Source organism: Pseudomonas sp. IT-P218 (genome assembly GCF_949767605.1).
Classification (GTDB): domain Bacteria; phylum Pseudomonadota; class Gammaproteobacteria; order Pseudomonadales; family Pseudomonadaceae; genus Aquipseudomonas; species Aquipseudomonas putida_AE.
This window is the reverse complement of sequence record NZ_CATKQQ010000044.1, coordinates 1-15,583: the sequence shown is the minus strand read 5'-3', so window position 1 is coordinate 15,583 and position 15,583 is coordinate 1. Positions and strand designations below refer to the sequence as shown.

Below are 15,583 nucleotides of genomic sequence, written 5' to 3'. Positions count from 1 at the left end.
GGTTTCTAAACTCACTGCGGTCGGCGAGGTCTATCCCTTCGTTGACGAACCGTCATTTTCATTCTTTAGACTGCGCCGGCCTGAATCCAGGCGACGCACTATGACTTCTTTATAGGGGACTTCAATGTCCGTACGACGCACACGCAAAGACGATGGCAGCCAATGGACAGTTGCGGACAGCCGCAGTGTTTACGGGATTCGCCATTGGGGGGCCGGGTATTTCGCGATCAATGACGCCGGTCGCGTCGAAGTTCGTCCCAACGGTCCGAGCAGTTCACCCATCGATCTGTTCGAGCAAGTGGACCAGTTGCGCAAGAGCGGCCTGTCCTTGCCATTGCTGGTCCGTTTCCCGGACATCCTGCAAGACCGCGTGCGTCAGCTGACCGGTGCGTTCGACGCCAACATCGAGCGCCTGGAATACCAGAGCAAGTACACCGCGCTGTACCCGATCAAGGTGAACCAGCAGGAAGCGGTGATCGAGAACATCATCGCCACCCAGAACGTCTCCATCGGCCTGGAAGCCGGTTCCAAGCCTGAGCTGCTGGCGGTGCTGGCGCTGGCGCCGAAGGGCGGCACCATCGTCTGCAACGGCTACAAGGACCGCGAGTTCATCCGTCTGGCACTGATGGGCCAGAAGCTTGGCCACAACGTGTTCATCGTGATCGAGAAAGAATCCGAAGTCGGCCTGGTGATCGAAGAAGCCGCCTCGCTCAAGGTCAAGCCACAGGTCGGCCTGCGAGTGCGCCTGTCGTCCCTGGCGTCGAGCAAGTGGGCGGACACCGGTGGCGAGAAATCCAAGTTCGGCCTGTCGGCGGCGCAACTGCTGTCGGTGGTCGAGCGCTTCCGCACCGCCGGCCTGGACCAGGGCATTCGCCTGCTGCACTTCCACATGGGTTCGCAGATCGCCAACCTGGCCGACTACCAGCACGGTTTCAAGGAAGCGATCCGTTACTACGGCGAGCTGCGCAACCTCGGCCTGCCGGTGGATCACATCGACGTCGGCGGTGGCCTGGGCGTGGACTACGATGGTACGCACTCGCGTAACGCCAGCTCGATCAACTACGACATGGACGATTACGCCGGTGTCGTGGTCGGGATGCTCAAGGAGTTCTGCGACGCGCAGAGCCTGCCGCACCCGAACATCTTCTCCGAAAGCGGCCGCTCCCTGACCGCCCACCACGCCATGCTGGTGATCCAGGTGACCGACGTCGAGAAGCACAACGACGACGTGCCGCAGATCGAGAACAAGGAAGCGCTGCCGGAAACCGTGCAGTGGCTGGTGGACCTGCTGGGCCCGACCGACATCGAGATGGTCACCGAAACCTACTGGCGCGCCACGCACTACATGAGCGACGTGGCTGCCCAGTACGCCGACGGCAAACTGACCCTGGCCGAAAAAGCCCTGGCCGAGCAATGCTACTTCGCCGTGTGCCGTCGCCTGCACAACTCGTTGAAGGCGCGCCAGCGTTCCCACCGCCAGGTGCTGGACGAACTCAACGACAAGCTGGCCGACAAGTACATCTGCAACTTCTCGGTGTTCCAGAGCCTGCCGGACACCTGGGCCATCGACCAGGTACTGCCGATCATCCCGTTGCACCGCCTCGACGAAGAGCCTCTGCGCCGCGCGGTGCTGCAGGACCTGACCTGCGACTCCGACGGCAAGATCAACCAGTACGTCGACGAGCAGAGCATCGAGACCAGCCTGCCGGTGCACTCGTTGAACGAGGGCGAGGACTACCTGCTGGGCGTGTTCCTGGTCGGCGCCTACCAGGAAATTCTCGGCGACATGCACAACCTGTTCGGTGACACCGACTCGGTGAACATCTACCAGAATGCCGACGGCAGCATCTATCACGCCGGTATCGAGACCCACGACACCATCGAAGACATGCTGCGTTACGTGCACTTGTCGCCGGAAGAACTGATGACCCACTACCGCGACAAGTGCGCCAGTGCCCGCATCAGTGCCAGCGAGCGCACCCAGTTCCTCGATGCGCTGCGCCTGGGCCTGACCCGTTCGTCTTACCTGTCTTCCTGAGGTAAGCACTGCTCTCATCAGGCTGTCTGAAAATTTACCGTTTGCGTCGGAAATTTCAGATGGCCTGGTGCGACATTTCTCTTTTTTCCAGCGAAAAGGACCGCGTCTCGGCTATCCAAGCTATTTCGTCCTCTTTTCGCGTAGGCCTTTTCCTAAGTTGTATTTCGCCTCTCTACTCGGCCATGTCTCTCGGCGAGAATCCCCGGCTGTCCCTCCTGTAGAGAAACGCCCATGGTCGATCCAGTCAACGAGCCGTCATTTCGTCTGGACGTAGCAGGTCTGTCCAATGCCTTCGAAGTTCTGTCCTTTGCCGGTAGAGAATCCATCAGCGAACCTTTCGTGTTCGACGTGGACCTGCTGATCGAAGACCCGACGCTCGACCTCGCCGGCTTGCTGTACCGCTCGGCCTCCTTGCTTTTCGGTCCGGCGGGAAACGCCATCCATGGACAGTTGCATGAGCTGGTCCAGCGCGATCACGGCCCGGGGATCAGGCTCTGTCAGGTGCGGCTGGGGCCGAAACTCGCCTGCCTTGCCCAGCGCTTCAGCCAGCGTATTTTCAGCGACCGCTCGGTGCCGCAGATTCTTGATCAGGTACTCAGGGAGCACGGCATCGTCGATCAGGATCGGCGCTTTGAACTGGTTGGCGATTACCCGCCGCGGGATTTCTGCACGCAGTACCGGGAATCGGACCTGCAGTTTGTTCAGCGCTTGTGCGCCCAGGAGCGATTGCACTATCACTTCGAACACCGGGCTGACAGGCATTGCGTGGTGTTTGGCGAGGGTTCGGGGGATTTTCAGTTCGCTGAAGCGGCGCTTTTCAGTGTGGAGTGTGGGGAACCGGCAGTGCGTCGTTTTGAGCTCAAGCGCTGCACCGATGCCGCGGTGCAGCGCGTGGCGTGTGGCACTGACCTGTCAACGCTGCGCAGCGGCCAGTACATGCCGCTGTCCGGGCATCCGGTTGCCGAATGGAACCGGCCGTGGCTGGTGACCCATATCGAGCATCAAGGCGCCCAGGGCGCGAGCCAGACCTACAGCAACCAGGTACGGGCGCAGCATCGGGTATTGCCCTTTGAATCGCCCCTCAGTGCGGTGAAGCCAAGGATGCACAGCCTGCAACGGGCATGGGTCGTGGAAGTCGACATGCCGCCCCCTGATCCATCCAGGCCAGTGGCGGTGCAGTTTGACTGGCTTTATCAAGGGGAGGGCGCGGCGCCCAGCCATTGCTGGTTGCCATTGGCTGCTGCGAGTGGCGCCCGGTTGGCGCAAGGCACGGAGGTGGTGGTGAGCTTCACGGAAGGTGATCCGGACCAACCGTTGATTACCGGGTTCCTGCAAGGTCCCGCCAGTGTCGAGGCAGTCGAGGAACAGGATACGGTAGCCGCCACCACGGTTGTCGAAGATTGTTCGCTCGACGGCGTGCAGCAGTGGCTGGGTTCGGGCGAGCCGCTGATGCTGCTGTGCCTGCTGCCCGGTGGTGGCAGTTTCAATCATTGCGCGCAGGCGCTGTGCATCTGCCGCACGGCGACACGCCTTGGCCAGAGCGGTGCGGCATGACGGTGGTCCAGGCGCCCGATGCGAGCCCGCAATGGCTATTGCTGGACATGCCCGGCGCGCCGCAGGCCGGTGTGGCCCTGCAAGAGACGTTTGCCGATGCCAGGCGATTGCGCTTGTTCGAAGACACGGAGTGGCAGGCATTGCAGGAGCAGGGGCCGCTACTCATCGATCTGCGGACCTGCCCGGCCCTGGCCGACCTGTACCGCGTCGACGGGCAGCGCTGGCGCGGCTTGCTGATATCCAGCGAAGCGCCGGCGTCGACATTGCTGGCGCATTTAAGGCGCATGCTCACGGTCTCGTTCGACCTGCATCACCGGGCCTTGCTGAGTTATTACAACCCGAACACCGCCAGTTATTTTTTTGATGCCTGCGATGCCGAGGAACTCAGTCGCTGGTTGGGGCCGATCAGCCAATTGCGCTGGTTCGGCGGCACCTGGGCGGATCGCGCGCTTGGCTGTCAGGGCTGGCAGCAGTTGCTCAACCCGGGGCTGGCCGTGCGCCCTCTGGCGGTCGAGGAGGATCTGAGCCCATGGCAGCGGGAAAAACTGCAGACCTGCCTGCTGGAGCAGCATGCCTGGCGCTGGAGTCAATCCACGGGGACTGATTTCATGCGGTTGTGGGGCCATCTGGAAGAGGGCCTGGCATTGGGTTTCAGCGAACGTCCGGTGCTCGATGGCTGGATGTGGCTGCGCTTGCAGTACCCCGATGCCTTGCCGGTGCAGCCATTATCGGGGGCTACCCAGCAAGAGCGCCTCGAAAGCCTGCGCAAGCGATGGCAGAACGATTCACCCTGAGTTGGCACGGTTAAGGACTCCGGTTCAGTGAGCGCGGGCGAACCAGCCATCGTTCTCGCGCAGGCGCCAGGCAATCAAGCCGAGCGTCAGGCTGCGCAGCAACATGAACAGCAAAAAGGTTATCCACAAGCCATGGTTGCCATAGCCCTGCAGCGCCCAGGCGAACGGCACCAGCAAGGCCACCGTCAACAGCATGCCATTGCGCATTTCCCTGGCGCGGGTGGCGCCGATGAACAGCCCGTCGAGCAGGTAGCTCCAGACCGCGATCAGCGGCAGCACGGCAAGGTAGGGCAGGTACAGGAACGCGGTGTCGCGCACGCTGGTGATGTCGGTCTGCATTTCGATGAACAGGTGTCCGGCAAACATGAACAAGCCGGCAAAGCCCAGGCTTGCCAACAACGACCAGCCACAGGCAACCACCAGGGAGCGGCGCAGGGCATCGCGGTCGCGCGCGCCGATGGCGTGTCCGCACAGGGCTTCCACGGCATGGGCCAGGCCGTCGAGCGCGTGGGCGGTCAGCAGCAGGCCGTTGAGCAGCAGGGCGTTGGCGGCGACGGTTGCATCACCCAGCCGGGCGCCTTGCACGGTGATCAGGAAAAACACCGATTGCAGCGCCAGGCTGCGGATGAAAATGTCCCGATTGACCGCCAGCAGCGGTCGCCAACTCTGCCAAAGCGCCAAGGCGGCCCAGACGATATGCCCGGGATAGGCGCGCAGGGCGTGGCGGGTCAGCAACAGGCCGATCAGCGCACCGGTCCACTCGGCGATCACCGAAGCCCGGGCCGCACCCACCACCCCCCATTCCAGGCCAAGGACAAACCACAGGTTCAGGGCAATGTTGACCAGGTTGGTCGTCAGCAGAATCACCAGCGGCGCGCGGGCGTTCTGCGTGCCGAGAAACCAGCCGACCAGCGCATAACTGGCCAGTGCCGCCGGCAGGCCGAACAGCCGCGTGTGGAAAAACTCGCGGGTCATCTGGTCCAGTTCCGCCGACGGTTGCATGAAGTGCAGCGCCACCCCGCTCAATGGCACGCCCAGCGCGCCCAAAACCACTGCCAGCCCCATAGCCAGCAATAGACCCTGCAACAGAATCTGCCGTAGCGCCGCGCCATCCCCGCGCCCTGCGGCCTGGGCGGCAAAACCGGTGGAGCCCATGCGCAGAAAACCCATGGCCCAGGCGAGGAAGGTATAGAGGCTGGCCCCGACCGCCACGGCTCCGAGCTGATGGGCATGGGGCAGGTGGCCAATAACGGTGCTGTCGACCAGTGCCACCAGCGGTACGGAAATGTTCGAGAGAATCATCGGCGCAGCCAGCGCCCAGACCCTACGATGGGTTGGGCGGTCGCGCCAGTCGGCGATCAGGTTGGACATGCAGGCTCCTTGGGGAGCGGGCATTGTAGCGACCCCTGCAGAATCTGCAGCGATCCGTTGCCGGGGTCAGTGCATGATCCAGCTAAGCAACCACAACCCCAGCATCAACCAGATGATCCCCATGATGATCGAGGCGTTCATGAACGCGCGGATCGCCGACCACAACAGCACCAACCCGAGGATCAGGGTGACGATGCTGATGATCGAGGTGTCCATGCCCAGCGCCTCGGACAAGCCTTCGACAAAATGGCTGCTGGCGCGACTCACCAGTTGGAACAGACCGCTGAGGGCGTCAACGATGAAACGGATGGCTGTGCCCAGGATCTGGCCAAGCCACTCAAAGAAACCTTCTACCTGCATGGAATGAACGTCCTGTCTTCTGTAGGAGCTGGCTTGCCAGCGAATTTTTACAGGCGCCGCCGAAACACGCCATCGACTGATTATGGTGCAAAGACTGTCACCGCTGCCAGGCACTTGCCTTCCCCCGTCATCCCCTTGAAGCTATACGCCTTCAGGAGAGCCCGATGAACCTTGTTGAACTGACCGAACGCCTGCACGCCATCCGTGATCGCAATGACTGGCGGCAATTTCACAGCCCGAAAAACCTGGCCATGGCCGCCAGTGTCGAAATGTCCGAGCTGGTGGAGATTTTCCAGTGGCTGAGCGAAGACCAGTCACGGCAGCTGCCGGCCGACAAGCTGGCCCATGCTGGGCAGGAAATCGGCGATATCGTGCTCTATCTGTTGTTGCTGTGCAGCGAATTGGGCCTGGACATGAATGACGTCGTGCGCAGCAAGCTGGCGGACAGCGAGCGGAGGTTCAGCTGATGAGCGACCGTCATTTCGATCAACTGGCGACGCGCTTCGCCGAAAAAATATACGGCGGCGCCAAAGGCGCGATTCGCCTGGCGGTGCTGCAGGCCGACTTGGCCGAGGCCCTGCCGGATCGGCCGCTGCGGGTGCTGGATATCGGCGCCGGCCTTGGCCACATGTCGTTGTGGCTGGCCGAGCGTGGCCACCAGGTGACCCTGGCCGAACCCGCCGAACCCATGCTCGAAGGCGCCCGCCAGCGCTTTGCCGACGCGGGACAGACTGCCACCTTCATCCAGGCGCCCTGGCAGGAACTGCTCGGTCAGCTCACCGAACCCTACGACCTGGTGCTGTGTCATGCCGTGCTGGAATGGCTGGCCGAACCGCACGCCATCCTGCCGGTGCTGCATCAGCTGACCAAGGCCGACGGCTGGCTGTCCCTGGCCTTCTACAACCGCGACGCGCTGATTTACCGCAACTTGCTCAAGGGCCATTTCCGCAAGATGCGAAAAAACGACATGGCCGGTGAAAAGCAGAGCCTGACCCCGCAACAGCCGCTGGACCCACGGGAGTTGGCGGCGCAACTTGACGGCCTGTGGCAGGTCGAAAGCCAGAGTGGCGTGCGGGTTTTTCACGATTACATGCCGGTGGAGTTCCAGGCCCGCGCCGAACTGGTGGATCTGCTCGAAATGGAGTTGGCCCACCGTCGCCATCCAAGCTTTGCCGGGCTTGGGCGATATTTGCACTGGATCTGTCGGCCGGTCTGATCGGAGCTCGAAATGAAAAGTCGTTCAGGGTTGCTGTTGATCTGCCTGGGCCTGGCTGCCTGCCAGGGCAGCAATCCGTACGTGGCAAGTTCCAGGCCCTTGCCGCCTGCCCCGCCTCAAGCGGCCACTACCTTCGATCGCAGCGCCTACCCGGCGCCACCGCGAGACTACGGGCGGTATCGCAGCTGGGCCTGGCTCAACGGGCAGCTGCCGCCGGGCACTACCTGGGCGGATTCGGCGCAGGTCGCCGAAGCGGTCAGCAACGCCCTGGACCAACGCGGCCTGCGGCCCCTGCATGACAATCGGCCGGCGGACCTGTTCGTCAGCGCTGACCTGCGCCTGGAAACCCGCTTGCGTCAGGTCCAGGACGATTACGGCTACTACGGCGGTTACGGCGGCTACAATCGATATGGTTATGGGCCGGGTTACGGCATGTACGGCAGCATGCCAATTGTGCGCACTTACGAGGAACAGGTCGTGGTGGTTCATGTCGACCTGTTCGACGCGCAAGACGGTCAATCGGTCTGGAGTTCCAGTGCGGAAACCAGCAACCGGGGGAGCCAGGGCGAGCGGGTCGACGCCATACGGGAGGCTGTAGAAAAGGCAATGTCGGCGTATCCTCCCAGTTAGCTTCCTGTGGTCAAGAAGCATTTCGCAGGTTCATGTCTTCTACCGGAGAATCATCATGTTCCGCCGTCTCGCTTTACTGGCAGTGGCCGTATTGCTCAGTGCCTGCGCTGCCAATCAGGTCAATCATGACTTCGACGCCAGCCGCGATTTTGCCGCGTATCACAGCTGGAGCTGGAAAGAACCCGCGCTGCAATACCGTCCCGATGACCCCAGGATCAAGAGCGACCTGACCGAACAGCGCGTGCGCGAATCGGTAGTCGACCAGCTCGACCAACGTGGCCTGCGCCAGGCAGGCGCTGGCGCCAAGGGCGACTTGAGTGTGCAGACCTACCTGGTAGTCGAGGAACGCCAGCAACAGGTGACGACCAACTACGGCGGCGGTTGGGGTAACCCCTGGTACGGCTACTATGGCGCGCCGATGTACAACGAAACCCGCCTGGTGTCCTACAAGGTCGCGACCATCCAGATCGACCTGCTCGACGGCAAGGACGGCAAGCTGGTGTGGCGCGGCAGTGACGAGCAAATCCTCAGCCGCACCCCCAAGCCGACGGACCGCAGCACTGCGATACACGAAACGGTCACGCGGATTTTGGCGAACTATCCCCCGCACCGATAAAACACCCTGTAAACATCCCCTGTAGGAGCTGGCTTGCCAGCGAAGAGGCCCTCAAGTTCTACGGTGTTCTGAAGGCCCTCATCGCTGGCAAGCCAGCTCCTACAGGGGATTTGTTGTTGCTGGGGGTGGCGAGTTGCCAGCAGTCGCGCCATCCCTTGTCTACACTGCCTTTACCCACGGAGGTCACGTTCGGCAGTGCGCCGGCAAAGGAGTGCGTGATGTCGCCCCGCAAGCAGTTTCGCGGCCCGGCCCGGCAAAGGGGGGCGATTGGCTTGATGGCGGCGGTGACGCTGGCGCTGGCGCTGGCATTCACGCTGCTGGTCATCGACAGCGGGCGGCTGTACCTGGAAAAACGCAACCTGCAGCGCATCGCCGACATGGCCGCCCTCGAAGCCGCCACACGGGGCGGTGATTGTTCCACCGGCGCAACCGCCACCAGCTACGCCACTGCCAGCGCCCAGCGCAACGGCTTCACCCTGCCCGGCGACGGGCGTGCACTGGCGGTCAGCTGCGGCGCGCTGTCCCTGGATGCCGACGGCCTTCGGGTGTTTGCCGTCGACCCTGCTAAAAGCGAAGCGATCCAGGTCATCGCCAGCCATGTCGTGCCGCAAAGTCTTGTCGGCGGCATCGGCGCACTGTTTGGTGGTGCCGCTGCGGGCTCGACCCTGACCCTGAAGGCCACAGCTGTCGCCGCGCTGCCGCCGCCTTTGGCCGCATTGACCATCCGCAGCACCGCCCTGGCATTCGATACCAGCAAGGCAGCCATCACCAGCTTGCTGTTCGGGGGCTTGCTGGGCGGCAACGTGACGATCAATGCCGCCGGCTGGAATGGCCTGGTCAATAGCAACATCAGCCTGCTCGGCTACCTCAATCGCCTGAAAATCGACCTCGGCCTGACCGCCGCAGGTTATGACCAGGTGCTGGCCAACAGCATCAACGTCAGCCAGTTGATCCAGGCCGCCATCAATGTCCTGGACCCCAACGGAACTCTGGCGGCGAGTGCCACGATCGTCAGCCTGAAGGCGCTGAAGGTGGCGGCCGGTACCACCAGCGTGGTGCTGGGCGATTTGCTGCACGTCGAAAGCGGCAGTGACATCTCGGCCCTGGCAGTGAACCTCAAAGCCTTCGACCTGATTGAAGGCGTCGTGCAGTTGGCCAACAAGCAAACCGGCCTGGTGGCGACCCTGCCGATCAACCTCGCGGGCCTGGCGCAGATCACCGCGCGGGTGCAGGTCATGCAGCCGCCGCAACTGTCGGCCGTGGGCAATCCGAAAAACGCCGCGCTGGCGCCGTTGGGGCCCAACCGCATCCATGTTCGAACGGCCCAGGTGAAGACGTTGTTGTCGATCAACCTGCCGGTGCTGGACGCCATCACGCCCCTGGCCAATGCCGTACTGGACCTTGCGACGTCGCTGACCAGCTTCCTCCAGGACCTGTTGGGACTGCGTGTGGACAAGTTGCTGACCTGCGGCTTGGGCGCGCCGTGTGACACGCCGGAAACCAAGCTCCTGCCACCACCGATACGGCTCGATGTCGCCCTGGAGGCGGGCGGTGCTTGGAGTTATGTCACGGCCTACAGCTGCATCAGCGCGACCAACAAAAGCCTGACGACCAACACCACGACCACGCTGATCGGATTGAAAGTCGGGCAGATCGACCCGGCCGATGTGTTTGGCTCCGCTTTGGTCCCGCCGACCAATGACGTGAACCCGCTACAGCTCATCTATGTCGGCGTGCAGACCTGCCAACGGCTGCTGTTTTTACCAGCGGTCTGCTACAACCACCGGCCCACCGGCGGCATCGGCATCCGGGTCAACACCTCGGTGGCGCAAAACCCCAACATGCTCCACGTGTATTCCGCGCCAGCCGCCGCCAACCTGCCGGAAATCAACCAGCCGCCGTTTTTCTTCGCCTATACCACCAACAACATCGTCAACAGCCTGAGCACCACCGTCAGCGACCTCGGGGTGAGCATGTATGGGCCGTCGGGCAGCATCATCGGTGGCCTGGGCAGCCTTTTGAACGACGTCACCACCGCGCTGGGCAATGCGATCAACAGCGTGCTCAGCCCGCTGCTCGATACCCTCATCAACACCTTGCTGGCGAGCCTGGGCATCGACTTGAACAAGGTCGAAGTCGGCGCCAACCTCAGCTGTCACGCCGGTCGAGCGTCGCTGGTGATCTGATCGTCGGGCACGATCGGCAGCTCGATGCAAAACCGCGCGCCCTCGGTCGAGTTGCTGGCGCTGAGCGTTCCGCCCATGTTCTGCACGATGCCGTAGCTCACCGACAACCCCAAGCCGGTGCCAACGCCCACCGGCTTGGTGGTGAAGAAGGGTTCGAAGATCCGCTCCAGCAGACGCGGATCGATGCCGCCGCCGTTGTCTTCAACCCACAGGCGCACCGCGTGTTGATCGCGCTCGGCGTACAGCGCGATCCACGGCTTGAACTGCTGGTCGCTCTCACACTTGCCGAGCAGCGCGTCGCGGGCGTTGACCATCAGGTTGATCAACACCTGTTCAAGTTGATCGACATGCCCGCGCACCTGCACCGAAAATCCGCTTTCGCTGACCCGCAGTTCCACCCCTTTACCGCGCATTCCTTCGGCCAATAACGACAACGTGCCTTCGATGGCCTGGGCCGGGTTGAACGGGTGCTGCTCGATCTCCGAGCGCCGGCCGAACACGCGCATATGGTCCACCACCCGCGCCGCGCGCTGGACTTGTGTGTCGATGCGGTTGAGTTTGTCGGTCAGGTAATCGATCTGCAGATTGCCATTGTCCAGGCGCTTGAGCACATTGACGATCGCCATGCGCATCACGTTCAGCGGCTGGTTGATTTCATGGGCCAGGCCGGTGGCCATCTCGCCCAGCGTGGCCATCTTCGCGCTTTGGGTCAGTTGTTGCTGGGCGCGTCGAACCTCGGTGTTGTCGCGGCCCACGGCCTGGATTTCCAGCAGGCGACCTTCCTCGTCGAACACCCCGCGATCCGACCAGACCCACCAGGCGTGTTCGCGGCCGGGCAACTGCAGGTTGATTTCCGCCGTGCTCACCGGGAACTCCGGGCTCAATAGGCTCAGGCGCTGGAGGAAGGACTCGCGCTGCTGCGCCGACATCCAGCTGCCCAGGTTCACTCCCGGCAAGCCCTCGGGCGAACATTCCAGATAGGTCGCCAGCGGCCGGTTGCCGAAGGTCAGGGTCAGGTCCGGGCGGTAGCGGCAGATCATCGCCGGCGAGTCCTCTACCAACATCCGGTAACGCTCCTCGCTCTGTTTGACGTGCTCGGCTGCCAGCGTCGCTTCGGTGACGTCCAGCCACAGGCCGACGGCCTCCACCGGCAGACCCAGGTCATCGCGCAGCAACCGGGCTTCGTCGAGCAGCCAGTGGTAATCGCCACGACTGTCGCGCAGGCGATAGCGTGCCCGTGTCGAACCTTCGCGCAGCAGCAGGCGGGTGCGTTCGAAATAGCGCTCGCGATCCTCGGGGTGAACACGTTCGATCAACGCCGCACCGGCACACTCGGCGAGCGTCCAGCCCAGCAACGGTTGCAGGCTGTCGCTGAAGAAGGTCGGTTGCAGCGCGCCTTCGACATAACGCTGCACATAAATTACCGCGGGCGAACTGGCGATCAGATTGTCCAGTCGCGCATGGGCGGCGGCGGCCAGTTGCTCCTGGTTCTTGATGTCGCTGATGTCGAGCATGAATCCTACCAGGCGCTGCTGGCTGCCCACGCCCAGGGCCTGGCCCTGCAAGCGATACCAGGTCGCCGGGGCGTTGCCGTCGGCGCGGTACAGGCGTACGCACAACAGCAGTGGCGTGCTTTCGTGCTGCAAATCCTGCAGGCGGCTGCGCAACTCTTCGCGGTCGGCGGGGTGCACTTGCGCGAGCCAGTCCTGCAGCGGCAAACGCTCTTGCTGAAGATTCAGGGCGCGGGTCAGCGAGGGAGCCAATTGCACCTCGGCGCTGTCGCTGAAGACTTCCCACCAGCCGGTGCCGAGCAAGGCCTGCAACGCCTCCAGGCGCTCCAACTGCAGATGGTGGCGATGTTCGCGCAAGCGTTCCAGCAAGGGGCCGGCGAGGGCGGCGGCGAACTGCAACCAGTCACGCTCGCTGACATCCGGGGCCTGCTGCTGGACCGGGTAACAGCCGCAAAGCAACCAGGCCACCACGCCTTGGGCATCGTGATAGGGCACGGCGAACCCCTCCGTGCTGGCAAAGATGCCTTGCAGGCGCGGATGTTCGCCCAGGTTCAGGTGATGCGGCGTGGAGCCGTTCAAGCTATCGAGGCCGGTGCCCAGGCGCTGACCGGTGCGCCACAGGCAGGGCGTATCGAAGCCGGCGTAGTGCTGGTGAATCTGCCAGCCCTGCTCTTGCTCATCGAGCAACGCCAGGGCGATACAGGGAATGTGAAAGCGTTGGGCCAGTGCCTGTAATTGGTCGATCAATACCTCGGGCAGGCGCATCAGGCTACACAGGCGCAACTGCTCGCCGATCTGTGCCGCGAGCAACTGGCACTGCTCGCGCAGGCGCGCTTGCCGGCGTTCCAGCAGCAAGTCGCCGATGTCCAGCAACTGCAGCAGCCAGGCGTCCGCCATCGGCTGCACCCAGCCACGCAGGTGCAGGGGTGGCCCGTTGAGGCTGTAGAAATCCAGGTCCAGGAGCTGGCCCTGCCAATCGGCGGGAGCGCCCTCGATGGCGAGGCTGCAATGGGGCAAGAGAAAATCCAGCAGGTGCGGCAGCTGTGCCGTGGGGACCTGCTGGGCTAGCTGATGCCGCAACGGGCCGGTCAGGAGCAGCACGCGTCCTTGGGCATTGAGCTGCATCTGCAGGCCGACGCCGAGCACACTCAAGGGCTCCGGGATTTCCTGGGGCGCGGGCGGATGGCGATTGAGCAGACGCCCGAAGAGTTTGTCCCCGGCACTCAAAACTGCAGACTCGAACTGGCGGTGAGCGTCACCGGTAAACTCGGCACGGAGCCAATCCCCGGCAGGCTCAGAAACGGAATCACCGCGTTCAACTTTTGCGAGGGATAGTGGATGACGACCTTCAACACGCCACCTGTGTAAGTGGTGGTCGTGTCAGTGGCGACATCGAAATTCAGCCCGGCGGGAATCCAGGCCAACTGACGGGTCAGTTCCAGCTTGACGACGTTTTTCAGCGCGGCCTCGTAACCGGGCGTGTTCGGGTCCAGCGCCACGCTACGACGCACGGCTTCGGCCGTCGACTGGTTGAACGACTGCATCAGCAGCAGCGGCAGGCTGTAAGCGACGATGGCGTAGAACACCGCGAAAAAAATCACGAACACCAAGGCAAATTCAATCGCGACGGCACCTTTTTGCTTACGTGGGAGGCTGCTTTTCATGAGTGCGTCTACCCTGACAACTCGAGGTAATGTCAGCATAGAATCATTCAGCCAAAACGGACGTTTTTTACCGGATGCAGAGCTTTGTACTACTGATCTGGCTGACGCTATGCGCAGCGCAGGATGCCCGGGAACGGCACATCGCCAATCGCCTGACCCTGGGCGTCGGGGCGCTGGCTTTGGCGTATCTGTTATGGAGCGGCACCACCTGGATCGGCGCGCCGGCCGAGCAGGGCGGCTGGGCTGCGCTGCTGGCATTGGCGTTTACCTTGCCCGGCTATGGGATGCGCCGACTGGGCGCCGGGGACGTCAAACTCATGACCGCCCTGGGGCTGGCGACCGATGGTCGGCATGTGTTGGGGGTATTGATCGGCGCGGGTCTCGCCAGTGCGTGTTGGTGGCTGCTGGCGCCAAGAGTCTGGCTTCATATCGGTCAAGGGCTTAGAGGCCACCTGGTTTACCTGGAGCCTGGTCTGTCAAAGAAACAACCCTTTGCCCCTTTCCTCCTGGTGGGTCTGATGCTGACATTGGCCTGGTTCGGCTAGTCATCCGTTTTTGTACAGCGGCCAAAGAGCGACTACTTTCATTCAGAGGTTGTACAGCCTCAGGCTGTCGATAAAGGGACGGTCAGTCCTTGGCCTTGCAGGGAGTTGCACGTGAACAAGCGTACTTCGGCAGTAAAAGTCCTTGTGGTCGACGATCAGCCCCAGATCGTTGCAGAACTTTGCGAATTTCTTGAGAACAGCGGCTACCGTTGCGTTGCCTGCGAATCCAGCCATCAGGCGATCGAACGTTTCAACCAGGACACGGAAATCGGCCTGGTGCTCTGCGATTTGCATATGCCTGGCCTGGACGGCATCCAGATGGTCCAGGAGCTGCAACAGCTGTCCGGCAAACACCGGGCTTTCGAGGCGATCATGCTCACCGGGCAGGCGGGCAAGCAGGATGTGATCAAGGCACTGCGCGCCGGCTTTGCCGATTACTACCAGAAGCCGATTGATCTGAATGAATTGCTCGAAGGCGTGCAACGCCAGGAAGTGGTACTGCAGGAGCGGCACAAGGCGTTGCAGTTGGGGCATCTGAATCAGAAGCTGCAATACCTGTCCGAGTCGCTGGATGATTTGTACCAGGACCTCGACCGGGTCAGGCGCACACCGTCTGCACCGGGTACGGATGATGGCGCTGTCAGCGATGCCGGACGGGCCGAGATTCCGGCGATTTTCAATCAACTGTCGCCACGTCAGTTGGATGTGGCGCGCCTGGTGGGCAAGGGGCAGACCAACTACCAGATTGCCTGCGAGTTGGGCATTACCGAGAACACGGTGAAGTTGTACGTGTCGCAGGTGCTGCGGTTGACCCATATGCACAACCGCACGCAACTGGCGTTGGCGTTGACGCCGAGTAACTCGGGCGGGCGCCATCGGTTAACTGCGAACTGATCACCGCACCTGAATCTGTCGGATGTACTCGCCCTACTTGTAGGAGCCGGCTTGCTGGCGATGGCGTCGGTGAGGTCGGCGCCAGGCTTGAGGGCCAATCGCGGGCAAGCCAGCTCCTACAGGTTTGGCGGTGATCTCGATTCTTTGTAGGGGCCGGCTTGCTGGCGATGGCGTCGGTGAGTTTGGCGCTCGGCTTGAGGGCCA

At 62.5% G+C, this 15,583-nt stretch carries 14 protein-coding genes; 10 read left to right on the top strand and 4 right to left on the bottom strand.

Annotated features, from left to right (window positions below; genetic code table 11):
• Nucleotides 1–124: 124 nt before the first annotated feature.
• From speA to ACM6I6_RS20495, 3 genes are all read left to right on the top strand, one after another.
• Nucleotides 125–2,038: an arginine decarboxylase gene (gene speA, locus ACM6I6_RS20505; RefSeq protein ID WP_414920645.1), complete on the top strand. Its 1,914-nt coding sequence runs from the start codon at nt 125–127 to the stop codon at nt 2,036–2,038.
• Between the two features lie 231 nt (nt 2,039–2,269).
• The gene (locus ACM6I6_RS20500; RefSeq protein WP_414920644.1) at nt 2,270–3,592 is read left to right on the top strand and encodes a contractile injection system protein, VgrG/Pvc8 family; all 1,323 of its coding nucleotides are present in this window, start codon (nt 2,270–2,272) and stop codon (nt 3,590–3,592) included.
• The gene (locus tag ACM6I6_RS20495) at nt 3,589–4,386 is read left to right on the top strand and encodes a DUF4123 domain-containing protein (protein WP_408599642.1); all 798 of its coding nucleotides are present in this window, start codon (nt 3,589–3,591) and stop codon (nt 4,384–4,386) included. Before ACM6I6_RS20500 ends, ACM6I6_RS20495 begins: the two co-directional genes overlap by 4 nt.
• A gap of 24 nt (nt 4,387–4,410) precedes the next feature.
• Here ACM6I6_RS20495 and ACM6I6_RS20490 read toward each other — a convergent pair whose 3' ends face one another.
• Together ACM6I6_RS20490 and ACM6I6_RS20485 are read right to left on the bottom strand one after the other, a co-directional pair.
• Entirely contained in the window at nt 4,411–5,757 is a 1,347-nt protein-coding gene (locus tag ACM6I6_RS20490) for an MATE family efflux transporter (RefSeq protein WP_274077476.1), read from the bottom strand.
• A 66-nt stretch (nt 5,758–5,823) separates the two neighbouring features.
• Entirely contained in the window at nt 5,824–6,117 is a 294-nt protein-coding gene (locus tag ACM6I6_RS20485) for a hypothetical protein (protein WP_274077475.1), read from the bottom strand.
• Nucleotides 6,118–6,281: 164 nt separating this feature from the next.
• On the opposite strand from ACM6I6_RS20485, the gene ACM6I6_RS20480 reads away from it, so the two are divergent.
• The 5 genes from ACM6I6_RS20480 (at nt 6,282) to ACM6I6_RS20460 (ending at nt 10,765) form a co-directional block, all read left to right on the top strand.
• Entirely contained in the window at nt 6,282–6,584 is a 303-nt protein-coding gene (locus ACM6I6_RS20480; protein WP_030128233.1) for a MazG-like family protein, read from the top strand.
• Nucleotides 6,584–7,333 (top strand): methyltransferase domain-containing protein, encoded by a 750-nt coding sequence (locus ACM6I6_RS20475; protein WP_274077474.1) that lies wholly within the window; start codon nt 6,584–6,586, stop codon nt 7,331–7,333. Before ACM6I6_RS20480 ends, ACM6I6_RS20475 begins: the two co-directional genes overlap by 1 nt.
• 12 nt (nt 7,334–7,345) lie before the next feature.
• Complete coding sequence (locus tag ACM6I6_RS20470) at nt 7,346–7,963, top strand: DUF4136 domain-containing protein (protein WP_274077473.1); 618 nt, start codon at nt 7,346–7,348, stop codon at nt 7,961–7,963.
• A gap of 55 nt (nt 7,964–8,018) precedes the next feature.
• The gene (locus ACM6I6_RS20465; protein WP_414920643.1) at nt 8,019–8,579 is read left to right on the top strand and encodes a DUF4136 domain-containing protein; all 561 of its coding nucleotides are present in this window, start codon (nt 8,019–8,021) and stop codon (nt 8,577–8,579) included.
• A gap of 218 nt (nt 8,580–8,797) precedes the next feature.
• Nucleotides 8,798–10,765, top strand: coding sequence for a pilus assembly protein TadG-related protein (locus tag ACM6I6_RS20460; protein ID WP_414920642.1), 1,968 nt, complete (start codon nt 8,798–8,800; stop codon nt 10,763–10,765).
• On the opposite strand, the gene ACM6I6_RS20455 is transcribed toward ACM6I6_RS20460, so the two are convergent.
• Together ACM6I6_RS20455 and ACM6I6_RS20450 are read right to left on the bottom strand one after the other, a co-directional pair.
• Nucleotides 10,735–13,503, bottom strand: coding sequence for an ATP-binding protein (locus tag ACM6I6_RS20455; RefSeq protein WP_414920641.1), 2,769 nt, complete (start codon nt 13,501–13,503; stop codon nt 10,735–10,737). The two genes, ACM6I6_RS20460 and ACM6I6_RS20455, sit on opposite strands and share 31 nt — an antisense overlap.
• Nucleotides 13,500–13,940: a TadE/TadG family type IV pilus assembly protein gene (locus ACM6I6_RS20450; RefSeq protein WP_274077469.1), complete on the bottom strand. Its 441-nt coding sequence runs from the start codon at nt 13,938–13,940 to the stop codon at nt 13,500–13,502. Before ACM6I6_RS20450 ends, ACM6I6_RS20455 begins: the two co-directional genes overlap by 4 nt.
• Before the next feature lie 74 nt (nt 13,941–14,014).
• Here ACM6I6_RS20450 and ACM6I6_RS20445 point away from each other — a divergent pair, with 74 nt between their 5' ends.
• Complete coding sequence (locus ACM6I6_RS20445) at nt 14,015–14,485, top strand: prepilin peptidase (protein ID WP_414920640.1); 471 nt, start codon at nt 14,015–14,017, stop codon at nt 14,483–14,485.
• A gap of 111 nt (nt 14,486–14,596) precedes the next feature.
• Complete coding sequence (locus tag ACM6I6_RS20440; RefSeq protein WP_323628512.1) at nt 14,597–15,379, top strand: response regulator transcription factor; 783 nt, start codon at nt 14,597–14,599, stop codon at nt 15,377–15,379.
• Nucleotides 15,380–15,583: the final 204 nt, after the last annotated feature.

What these genes read in the sequence shown, in the direction of transcription:
- ACM6I6_RS20480 (WP_030128233.1), top strand. Translation starts at nt 6,282, where the DNA reads ATGAACCTTGTTGAACTGACCGAACGCCTGCACGCCATCCGTGATCGC.
- speA (WP_414920645.1), top strand. Translation starts at nt 125, where the DNA reads ATGTCCGTACGACGCACACGCAAAGACGATGGCAGCCAATGGACAGTT.
- ACM6I6_RS20485 (WP_274077475.1), bottom strand. Translation starts at nt 6,117, where the DNA reads ATGCAGGTAGAAGGTTTCTTTGAGTGGCTTGGCCAGATCCTGGGCACA.
- ACM6I6_RS20500 (WP_414920644.1), top strand. Translation starts at nt 2,270, where the DNA reads ATGGTCGATCCAGTCAACGAGCCGTCATTTCGTCTGGACGTAGCAGGT.
- ACM6I6_RS20450 (WP_274077469.1), bottom strand. Translation starts at nt 13,940, where the DNA reads ATGAAAAGCAGCCTCCCACGTAAGCAAAAAGGTGCCGTCGCGATTGAA.
- ACM6I6_RS20495 (WP_408599642.1), top strand. Translation starts at nt 3,589, where the DNA reads ATGACGGTGGTCCAGGCGCCCGATGCGAGCCCGCAATGGCTATTGCTG.
- ACM6I6_RS20445 (WP_414920640.1), top strand. Translation starts at nt 14,015, where the DNA reads ATGCAGAGCTTTGTACTACTGATCTGGCTGACGCTATGCGCAGCGCAG.
- ACM6I6_RS20490 (WP_274077476.1), bottom strand. Translation starts at nt 5,757, where the DNA reads ATGTCCAACCTGATCGCCGACTGGCGCGACCGCCCAACCCATCGTAGG.
- ACM6I6_RS20475 (WP_274077474.1), top strand. Translation starts at nt 6,584, where the DNA reads ATGAGCGACCGTCATTTCGATCAACTGGCGACGCGCTTCGCCGAAAAA.
- ACM6I6_RS20465 (WP_414920643.1), top strand. Translation starts at nt 8,019, where the DNA reads ATGTTCCGCCGTCTCGCTTTACTGGCAGTGGCCGTATTGCTCAGTGCC.
- ACM6I6_RS20460 (WP_414920642.1), top strand. Translation starts at nt 8,798, where the DNA reads ATGTCGCCCCGCAAGCAGTTTCGCGGCCCGGCCCGGCAAAGGGGGGCG.
- ACM6I6_RS20470 (WP_274077473.1), top strand. Translation starts at nt 7,346, where the DNA reads ATGAAAAGTCGTTCAGGGTTGCTGTTGATCTGCCTGGGCCTGGCTGCC.